The organism is Arthrobacter sp. H14 (genome assembly GCF_000520495.1).
Classification (GTDB): Bacteria; Actinomycetota; Actinomycetes; order Actinomycetales; family Micrococcaceae; genus Arthrobacter_C.
In genome coordinates this window covers 9,058-18,424 of the sequence record NZ_KI914642.1, presented here as the reverse complement: position 1 = coordinate 18,424, position 9,367 = coordinate 9,058, and the positions used below count along the sequence as shown (strand labels likewise).

Sequence of the window (9,367 nt, the reverse complement as noted above, 5' to 3'; positions counted from 1 at the left end):
GCCTGGTCCTACCGCGAAGTTGGCGAACGATACCGCCAAGACTGTATACGCAGCAGCCAACGAGCCGGACATCAAGGTTTTCGCCGCCCGGTCACGCGGCTGGCGGCGCCGTGCCCGCAAGGTGGCTTCGCTAAGCTGCCACAGGGCCAGACCCATGCAACTGATAAAGCCAACCCACATCGCCGTTTTCCCGGGTGTTCCTTGTGCAATGTATTCAATAGCGCCGGAGGTGTCCGCTTCACCGGTACCGCCCATCGCCAGGCGGAGGGCCACCAAACCGATCAGCAAATGCAGCAGTCCGGTCGTGGCATAGCCAACCCTCGCGACGACGTCCAATGTCTTTGTATTCGAGAGATCCTCGGCGGCATCGACGACAGGTTCTATGTCGCTCCGGGCTTTTCTGGCGCCGCGTTTGAAGGAGCTCACGACGGAAGCCACCGCCTACGCGCTGTCGGAAGTGGCGACGAGTTCTACTTCGAAGCCGCCTTCATTCTCCAGGTAGGCGGCGTAGTGTCCGCTGCCACCGGCGTAGGGGTGCTGATCCTCGTACATCAGCTTCCAGCCATACTCGGGCGCATCGCGGACAATGGCATCGACCAACGACGGGGGTCCTGCCCAGAATGCCAGGTGGTTCATTCCCGGCCGCTTGCGTTCATGCCGTCCGGGCGTGACGTCGGGACCGGATTCGAGCACAATGTAGCCGACAGCGCCCTGCCAACTGGCGCCGGACTCCCACTCGTTTTTCCGCTGGTAGCCGAGGCGTTCAAAGATCCAGCCCAGCGAGGTGCGGGCTTCGGTGAAGTCCTCCACCCAGAGTTCAATATGGTGCAGTCGTCCGCTCGGTAAGGCCGGAGCGGCCGGTTCCGCCGGTTGGGCAAACTCTTCGACGAGCGGGTCCGGTTGCTCGTAGAACGGTTCAGGATCACGGTCGACGATGATCGGCATCGGCGTGGTTATCGGGGCCGGACCAAGTTCCGGCTCCTCCTCGGGCGTCGTTTCGGCGGGCGCGTCCGCCGGCGTCTCCACTGGCCCAGGTTCGACGGCGGCCGGCTCTTCCGGTGGCTCCGGTTCGCTGACCATGAGCGTCCCCGATGACTTCCACTCGACGCCCGCCTCACCGGCATCCATGGCCTCATTGGAAAGCCGGTCTGCGTCCTTGTTGATTTCCCGGGGAATCCACTCGTAAGTTACCCGCCGGGGGTCGACGACGCTTCGCGCCTTGGTGGCCAGTGCCCGCATATCCGCGTGCTTGATTTTCCAGCGGCCGCTCATCTGTTCGACGACGAGTTTTGAGTCCATTTTGACGTGAATCAACGCGTCCGGGTCATGCTGTAATGCGAGCTCCAGGCCGGCCACCAGACCGGAATACTCGGCCACATTATTGGACACCTTGCCCAGGTACTCAGCCTTTTCGGCCAGCACTTTTCCGGTGTCCGGATCACGGACGAGAGCGCCATAGCCGGCGTGTCCGGGGTTGCCACGGGAGCCGCCGTCGGTCTCCACAATTAAACGGCGGCCGGAACCGCCGTCGTCGCTATTGCCTGGCTTTTCTCCTTCACCAAAGAGCGTCATCCTCTACAACCCCGATTCCGGAGTGCGGACGAGAATTCTGCCGCACTCCTCGCAGCGGACCACGTCGTCCTCCGCGCGCTTGGCAATATCGGCCAGGTCACGCGGGTTGAGCTCCATCCGGCAGGCTTCGCAACGCTTTTGGTGCAGGGCACCCGCCCCGACGCCATTGTGGTTCGCCCGGATTTTGTCGTAGCTGGCGACGAGGGACGCGTCGATGCCGGCGGCCAACTGCTCGCGCTCTTTCCGGACCGCCTCTTCCTCAGCCTTGATTCCGGCCAGCTCCGCGTCGCGCTTTTCAGACAAGTTGCTCAGGGTGGCGGTGAGGGTTTCAGCCGCTTCCTGATGCTCCGCGCGGCGGACGTTGAGCGCTTCCATCCGCTCCATGACCTCAAGTTCGACGTCTTCCAGGTCCGAGCGGCGCTTGGCCAGTGAAGCCAACTCGCTCTGCAGGGCGGTCAGGTCCTTGGAGGTACCGGAACCGCTGTCGAGGCGTTTCTGGTCCCGTTCGATGCGCGTTGCAACGAGCTCGACGTCGTTTTCCGCGCGGGTCAGTTCGCGCCGGGTGTCGTCGATCGCTGTATCAATTTCGACGAGTTCGCGGTCTGAAGCCGATGACTGGTTCTCGGCGTCGGCAATCTCCGGGTTGGCGGCCACCGTCCGTGCGCGGTGTGCAAGCTGGGCCAATTTGGTGTCCAGTGCCTGCAATTCCAGCAAATTCAATTGGTCCGCTACTGCCGCTTTTGCCACCGAAGATCCTCCAAACGTTTACCGGGCGCCGTTGGCCCGGTCTGTATTAGGGTAGTCGAGACCGGCCGGTGAATTCAGCCCGCCCACCGGGCGCATGCCCGAACGGGCCAGGGAAACCGCGTGCCCGGACCAATCGCACCCGGAGCCGCTCATTCCGTTCCAGGCGTCAGGATAAAGTCCCACGGATCGGTATTGATGCTGCTGACGCGGATGTCGACGTTGTAGCCCAGGTCCTGCAGCACGTTGTCCAGCGCCTCCGCAGCCGGGGTCAACCAGAGCCATTCGCTGCCAAAGTGCGATACGTCGATGAGGTATGGCCGTCCGTTGGCAGCGGCTTCACGCGCTTCCGAGGCTGGATGGTGCCGCAAATCCGCGGTCACATAGAGGTCGGCACCGGAGGCGCGGACCTCGTCGAAAAGGCCATCCCCCGCTCCCCCGCAGATGGCGACCCTGCGTACCAGACCGTCAGGATCACCGGCCACCTTCACTCCCCCGGCCACCGCCGGAAGAATGCTGAAAACCTTGGCGGCGAAGTCGCCCAGGCTGGTCACCTCCGCCAGATCGCCACAGCGGCCGATGCCTTCCTCATCCAGTCCGGCCGACGCCTGCTTCAACGGCTGCACATCCTGCAGCCCCAGTGCGTCTGCCAGCACGTCGGAAACGCCGCCAATGGCGCTGTCCCCGTTGGTATGGATGGTCAGCAGGCCGCAGCCCTGCTCGATAAGGCGGTGCACGACGTCACCCTTGAAAGTGAATCCGGCAACCGAGTTCACCGGCTTCAGCAGCAGCGGATGGTGCGTAATGAGCAGATCCGCACCCCACTCCAACGCCTCGTCAAGAACGGCCGACGTCGGGTCAACCGCCAGCAGGATCTTCGCCACGGTCTTTTCACTGCGACCGACCACCAGTCCGACTGCATCCCAGTCCTCAGCGAGGGATTCGGGCCAGAGTTCTTCCGCGGCCAGCAGCACCTCTCCCAGCGTCGGCCCGGAGGCGGTGCGGACGTCGTCGTCGGTCCCCTCGCTTGAACCGGATGGGACACTGGAGCCGCCGGCGCTGGAGGGTCCACCGGGTTGCGATGCTGGTGTATCCATGTGTCCAGTTTTACCTTATGAAACCGCCGTTGCACGCAAAGGGAATCTTCCGGGCCTGTGGCGCATTGTTAAGGGCATGCAGACTTTTGTACTAGGAGGAGGCTGTTTTTGGTGCCTCGATGCGATCTATCAGAAGACCCGTGGCGTGACGGACGTGATTTCCGGTTATTCCGGCGGGCATGACCGCGCGCCGTCGTACGAAACGGTTTGTTCGGGCACGAGTGGCCATGCCGAGGTGGTGGCAGTGACCTTCGATGAGGAGACCATCCCGCCCGAGGTGATCCTCGACATGTTCTTCACGGCACATGATCCAACCACGCTGAACCGCCAGGGCTACGACGTCGGCACCCAGTATCGTTCGGTCATGTTCTATGCCGACGACGACCAGAAGGTTCTGTTCCAGGCCGCGATCGAGCGGAACCAGGAAAACTGGAATAGCCCGGTCGTCACCGAACTGTCGCCGCTGCCACGGTTTTATCCGGCCGAAGAAATCCATAACGATTTCTACGGGCAGCGCCCCGAAGTCGGCTACTGCCAGGTCATTATCAGTCCTAAATTGGCCAAGGCACGTAAACATTACAAAGAATGGCTGGTCGCATAGCCACCGCACCATCCCGCTGGCTAGGCTGAAAGGTCTGGCCGGTATCGTGGCCGGCGGTTTTCCACTTTTGTTTTTTTGACACTACTTTTTGAGGCAGGCATCTCCATGGCAAGGATTTACGACGACGTCACCCAGGTTGTAGGCGGCACTCCGCTGGTGCGGCTCAACCGGCTGACCGAGGGGCTGGACGCCCAGGTCGCGGTCAAGCTGGAATTCTACAATCCGGCAAATTCGGTCAAAGACCGGATCGGTGTCGCCATTGTCGACGCTGCGGAAAAGGCGGGCGCGCTCAAGCCGGGCGGAACGATCGTAGAGGGCACTTCGGGCAACACCGGTATTGCCCTGGCCATGGTGGGCGCTGCCCGCGGCTACAAGGTCATCCTCACGATGCCTGAAACCATGTCGACCGAACGCCGGGTCATGTTGCGGGCCTTCGGTGCCGAGATCGTGCTGACACCGGGTTCGGAAGGTATGCGCGGGGCCGTCGACAAGGCGCAGGACATAGTCGCCAACACCGAGAACTCAATCTGGGCCAAGCAGTTCGCCAACCAGGCCAACGTGGACGTGCACCGGAACACCACCGGTGAAGAAATCTGGGCGGACACCGACGGCGCGATCGATATTCTAGTCTCCGGGATTGGCACCGGCGGCACCATCACCGGCGCCGGCTGGCTCCTGAAGGAACGCAAGCCGGATGTACAGATTGTCGCGGTCGAGCCAAAGGACTCTGCCATCCTCAACGGCGGCGCTCCCGGTCCGCACAAAATCCAGGGCCTGGGTGCCAACTTCGTTCCGGATATTCTGGACAGGGATGTTTATGACGAGGTTCTCGACGCCACCGTCGAGGACTCAGTCGCCACTGCACGGGCGTTAGGCACCAAGGAGGGCATCCTCGGCGGAATTTCCTCGGGGGCGGCAGTCTGGGCCGCGCTGGAGCTGGCGAAACGGCCGGAGAATGCCGGTAAGCTCATTGTCGCCGTCGTGCCTGACTTTGGAGAACGCTACATCTCCACGCTGCTGTACGACGACATCCGCGGCTAAAGCCGAAGCAACCGAAGGAACACATGACTTTCATCTCGCGTCTCCGCGATGACCTGGCTTCAGCGCGGGCCCACGACCCTGCCTCCCGCGGCGATGCAGAGAATTTGCTCGCGTACTCCGGACTGCACGCCATCTGGATCCACCGGCTGACACACCGGATGTGGGCGAACCCGGCGTGGCGCTTACCGGCCCGGTTGGTCGGCCAATTGGGACGGTGGATCACTGGAATTGAGATCCATCCCGGTGCGACTATCGGCCGCGGTTTCTTCATTGACCACGGTATGGGCGTCGTCATCGGGGAGACAGCCGAAATCGGCGAAGACGTCATGATCTATCAGGGTGTCACGCTCGGCGGCCGGTCGCTCGCCCGCATCAAACGCCACCCGACCATCGGCGACCGCGTCGTGATCGGCGCCGGAGCCAAGGTGCTGGGACCGGTCGTCATTGGTGCGGACAGCGCGGTCGGAGCCAACGCCGTCGTCGTTAAAGACGCACCGGCGGATTCCATCATCACCGGCATTCCGGCCAAAGCCCGTCCGCGGATTTCGGAACGGGAAAAACAGCCGCAGGTTGACCCGGCCGAATACATCGATCCTGCAATGTATATCTAGTTCGTCGAGCTTGACGGCAACCGCAGCTGCCGTAAAAATATGGCGCCGGCACGTTTTCAAACCTCCCGGCGCCATCCTGTTTAAGTCTTGGAGCGGATCCTAGGCGGGTTCGTTGAGCCTGAAGCCTACTTTGAGATGCGCTTGGTAATGCTCGATGGATCCATTCTCAATATGGCCGCGGATCTCGATCACTTCGAACCAGTCGAGATTCTCCATCGTCTTGCTGGCCCGGCTGACTCCGTTGGCGATGGCTTCGTCGGAACCGGCCGTCGAAGTTCCAACAATCTCAATGACACGATAGGTATTGTCACTCATCTTCATCTCCTGAATCTTCGGTTGAAGCGGTCAGTACTCAGGCTACTGTGCAAAGAGACATTTCGACAGACAATTGCGCCGCCCGGAAGCTGTAAAATCTGCAGCCAAATTCACTACTCAGCCCGGTGCTGGCATAAACTGAGCTGTCGGCGAGCAAAACGGACCATTGACGGCATTGGCCGGATAGTTAAGGAACAAAGCTAGGAACTATGAGCGTGACCAGCACCCCGACACCGCTTTTGAACGGAATCAGTGCGCCCGCAAACTCTTTCGTGCTGCCCGGGCACAAGATGGTCTACATCGACACGACCAAGGCCGCCAGCACCACTCTCCGGTGGATGGTCGCAGACCTAGCCGGCGAGGACTTCGAACCATTCTATGCAGGAATCGGCGGAGAGCAGACGAGGCTCATGGGCATCCATGATGGCCGGCAGCGGTGGAAGAAGACACCTCGGCTCAACGACCTGTCGCCGGAGGAACTGGCACAGATTTCACCGGACAACGGCTGGTTCATCTTCGCGGTCGTCCGCGATCCCTACAGCCGTCTCTGGTCGGCATGGGAATCGAAACTGCTGCTCCGGAATGTGAAGTTTATGGATCGGTATTCGGATCAACCGTGGTTGCCGCGCGTCCCGCAGAGCGGCGAACAAGTCATAGAAGACTGGCGGGCTTTCGTGCGTGCCCGGCCCTGGGACGATGTGCCGGGCTTGGATAAAGATGCCCACTTCCGGCCGCAGGTCCACCCCATCAAACCGGACGGCATCAATTACACGAAGATCTACAATCTGTCGGAACTGTCCACCCTCTTCAACGATATTCACACCCACCTGGGGAAGCTTGGGCTGGATCAGGAACTTTACATACTGAAGGCGAATGACACCCCGCTGCGCATGACGGCCGAGGTACTCGACTCCGGAGTGCGGGAGATTATTGAGGACGCCTACGCCGACGACTTCGCGGCCTTCGGCGACCGCTGGAGCATCGACAAGCTCAAACTCGCGCCGAACGGCTGGTCCTCCGACGCCATCGACCATGCAGCCTTCCACACCGTAGCCAATGAACGCATCGGCGATCTGCGCACGGAAGCCCAGCGGCTGCGGCGCGAACTTCGGGCGGCCCGCCGTAAACTGAACCAGAGGACGATAACCGCCGCTGATGGTTCCCAGACCGCGAACGGGGCTCCCTTAGCTCCGCCCGCGCCTTTGCCGTCAGGCATGAGAGACAGGCCCCGGTCGTTGGTGACGGAATCGCTGGCCCGCTGTGTGGCCATCGCGCGTCGTCCGGGAGACCGTGCGTTAGCACGTAAGTTTGTACGCGGCCTGACCCGATGGACACTGCTCCGCCGCGTAGTCCCCGACTCCGTGCAGCAACGCATGCGGGCCGCCTCCCGGCGAGGGCACTAGCCCTCACAGTTACGTTATGCCGCGACTTCTCATCCCCGGGATTACGGGGATCCACGGTTCAGCCGGATAGTTGTCCGGCTACTTCTTCCAGGTCATGGTGTGCTGGTCTATGGACTGTACTGTCCTCCATATTCGCAGCCCTAATCCTTAAAGACCGGCGTGTCGAGTCGACACGCCGATTCACATAAATAACATTGGCCACAAGAGCCACTTTGGTGCTATCTTTTCCTCGGTACAGCTACACCCATCGCACTGAATCTGGGGCATCTGCCTACGGGGGATATACGGGACAGCTGCCCCTCCTTGCCGAAATACGGCAGGAGCATGTCGGGGGAGTTCTTCGCAGCATGATAATAACTCGCAGTTCATTCACGTCCATAACCACCACCGCGCGCGCGGTCTCGTTCGCGGCTTTGACCGCGGCAACTTTCGTCGCAGCCTCACTGGTTCCCGTCCCTCAGGCTGCGGCGGCGCCGTCGCCCCCACCCGAGCAACATGTGGAAGGCGGCCCGAAGGTTGTACACAACTACGAACCGGGTCTCATTCCCGGCATCGACCCGCCAACCGGGGAAAATTCCCCCATGGCGGCCCAAAGTGTGCACCCTGCGGGAGACGTCGAAATTACGCTCGTTAGAGCGCAACTCAAAGACTTGAGTCCAGAGTCAGTAGATTCTGTGTCGTTGGCTGCAGCCGCCGATGCCATCGACGTCGCCGACCAGTACTGGTCCGACATGTCCGAAGGCCGGATCTCCCTTTCGGTCGCCGAGACAAAGCCACGCTTCCATACAGAGGCTAAATCAGACTGGAACTACTGGGACATCATGGCCCAGGTCACCAAAGAACTGAACTGGTCTTATCAAAAGAACAGAGTTTTGATTGTCTTTGTCCCTACCCAGACTCTGTCTGCTGGAGCTTATGGAGCGGGGTGGAGCACCGATGGCACGTCCGGCCGAATCCTGATGCCGAGGCCGAGTACCTGGGGCCACAACTCATTGACCGACAGCGTCCTCGCCCACGAGTTTGGCCATGTGTTCGGACTTGGGCATGCCAATGCCCTTACCTGTTCGGACGGGGGCTCCGACACCCCTGATTACGCCGGTTGCTGGGTCCGGGCCTACGGCGACACGCTTGATCTCATGGGGACCTCCCAGGCCCACCGCCCAACGATTAGCGCAAGCTTCTGGGACATCGCCGGTTTTGGCAGTTCCGATGACATCCGCAGCGTCGGATCCGTATCCGGCTCCAAGTCCTACATACTGCGGCCCTGGGGTGGAGAGAAGTCCAACCGGGCAGTCAAATTCAAGGACCCGGTCAGCGGGGAAAGCTACTATTTGGAATTGCGGCTTCCCGTTGATGAGGACAGATTCCTGTCCAGTGGGGTGCACTACTTGAACCGCGGCGTGAAAATTACTCAAATACCTGCCGTGGGGCAATATGAATTGCCGTCGTCCATAGTTCTCGAACCCGATACGAGGCCCTTCTCCGGGTATTACAGCATGGAGCACGCCTGGCAGGCGGGACAGGTGTTCACGACTCATGCCGGAACACAAGTCAAGGTGAACTGGATCTCCGGAAGCGGAGCCCACGCCGAGGCGAAAGTCACGATCACAGCTCCCGGACCGTCGTTAGCGGCCGGCCCGTTTACCGACGTTGATGGGGGAACCGCGTATCAAGACGCCATCCGCTGGGCATACGACAAGGAAATCACTACTGGCTACGACGACGGGACCTATCGCCCCTATTCTCCGATCAACCGCGATGCTATGGCGGCATTCCTATACCGGCTGGAGGGCGAACCCGGCTTCAATGCGCCCAGGACTTCACCATTCAAGGACTACCCATACGGCAGCAAGTTCTATAAAGAAGTCACCTGGCTCGAATCAACGGGCATCACAACCGGCTACGACGACGATACCTACCGACCAGTCGAACCGATCAACCGTGACGCCATGGCAGCCTTCCTGTACCGGCTGGCGGATAAAC

The 9,367-nt window shown here is 60.9% G+C and carries 10 protein-coding genes; 5 read left to right on the top strand and 5 right to left on the bottom strand.

What is annotated here, in order from left to right; all coding sequences use genetic code 11:
- The 4 genes from Y707_RS31315 to Y707_RS24185 all read right to left on the bottom strand — a co-directional run.
- Positions 1 to 426: DUF1206 domain-containing protein (locus Y707_RS31315; RefSeq protein ID WP_162150190.1), on the bottom strand; the 426-nt coding region annotated here is incomplete at its 3' end.
- Positions 427 to 441: 15 nt separating this feature from the next.
- A complete protein-coding gene (locus Y707_RS30560; RefSeq protein ID WP_051441741.1) occupies positions 442 to 1,572 on the bottom strand; it encodes a reverse transcriptase-like protein in 1,131 nt (376 codons plus the stop codon).
- A 3-nt stretch (positions 1,573 to 1,575) separates the two neighbouring features.
- Complete coding sequence (locus tag Y707_RS0107130; RefSeq protein ID WP_026534559.1) at positions 1,576 to 2,319, bottom strand: zinc ribbon domain-containing protein; 744 nt, start codon at positions 2,317 to 2,319, stop codon at positions 1,576 to 1,578.
- 149 nt (positions 2,320 to 2,468) lie between these two features.
- Entirely contained in the window at positions 2,469 to 3,413 is a 945-nt protein-coding gene (locus Y707_RS24185) for a Nif3-like dinuclear metal center hexameric protein (protein WP_081744688.1), read from the bottom strand.
- Positions 3,414 to 3,489: 76 nt separating this feature from the next.
- Between Y707_RS24185 and msrA the strand changes: the two genes are divergently transcribed.
- The 3 genes from msrA to epsC all read left to right on the top strand — a co-directional run bounded on the left by msrA (position 3,490) and on the right by epsC (position 5,666).
- Positions 3,490 to 4,014: a peptide-methionine (S)-S-oxide reductase MsrA gene (gene msrA / locus Y707_RS0107115; protein WP_026534558.1), complete on the top strand. Its 525-nt coding sequence runs from the start codon at positions 3,490 to 3,492 to the stop codon at positions 4,012 to 4,014.
- A 105-nt stretch (positions 4,015 to 4,119) separates the two neighbouring features.
- Positions 4,120 to 5,055: a cysteine synthase A gene (cysK, locus tag Y707_RS0107110; RefSeq protein ID WP_026534557.1), complete on the top strand. Its 936-nt coding sequence runs from the start codon at positions 4,120 to 4,122 to the stop codon at positions 5,053 to 5,055.
- 23 nt (positions 5,056 to 5,078) lie between these two features.
- Entirely contained in the window at positions 5,079 to 5,666 is a 588-nt protein-coding gene (gene epsC / locus Y707_RS0107105) for a serine O-acetyltransferase EpsC (RefSeq protein WP_026534556.1), read from the top strand.
- A 99-nt stretch (positions 5,667 to 5,765) separates the two neighbouring features.
- On the opposite strand, the gene Y707_RS0107100 is transcribed toward epsC, so the two are convergent.
- On the bottom strand, positions 5,766 to 5,981 hold the full coding sequence (locus Y707_RS0107100; protein ID WP_026534555.1) for a dodecin: 216 nt from the start codon (positions 5,979 to 5,981) through the stop codon (positions 5,766 to 5,768).
- 209 nt (positions 5,982 to 6,190) lie between these two features.
- Between Y707_RS0107100 and Y707_RS0107095 the strand changes: the two genes are divergently transcribed.
- Together Y707_RS0107095 and Y707_RS24180 are read left to right on the top strand one after the other, a co-directional pair.
- The gene (locus tag Y707_RS0107095; protein WP_026534554.1) at positions 6,191 to 7,384 is read left to right on the top strand and encodes a sulfotransferase family 2 domain-containing protein; all 1,194 of its coding nucleotides are present in this window, start codon (positions 6,191 to 6,193) and stop codon (positions 7,382 to 7,384) included.
- Between the two features lie 581 nt (positions 7,385 to 7,965).
- Positions 7,966 to 9,367: S-layer homology domain-containing protein (locus Y707_RS24180; RefSeq protein WP_162150189.1), on the top strand; the 1,402-nt coding region annotated here is incomplete at its 3' end.

Bases quoted from the DNA above. Each gene is read 5' to 3' on its own strand.
- epsC (WP_026534556.1), top strand. From the start codon at position 5,079: ATGACTTTCATCTCGCGTCTCCGCGATGACCTGGCTTCAGCGCGGGCC.
- Y707_RS30560 (WP_051441741.1), bottom strand. From the start codon at position 1,572: ATGACGCTCTTTGGTGAAGGAGAAAAGCCAGGCAATAGCGACGACGGC.
- Y707_RS24185 (WP_081744688.1), bottom strand. From the start codon at position 3,413: ATGGATACACCAGCATCGCAACCCGGTGGACCCTCCAGCGCCGGCGGC.
- cysK (WP_026534557.1), top strand. From the start codon at position 4,120: ATGGCAAGGATTTACGACGACGTCACCCAGGTTGTAGGCGGCACTCCG.
- Y707_RS0107095 (WP_026534554.1), top strand. From the start codon at position 6,191: ATGAGCGTGACCAGCACCCCGACACCGCTTTTGAACGGAATCAGTGCG.
- msrA (WP_026534558.1), top strand. From the start codon at position 3,490: ATGCAGACTTTTGTACTAGGAGGAGGCTGTTTTTGGTGCCTCGATGCG.
- Y707_RS0107100 (WP_026534555.1), bottom strand. From the start codon at position 5,981: ATGAGTGACAATACCTATCGTGTCATTGAGATTGTTGGAACTTCGACG.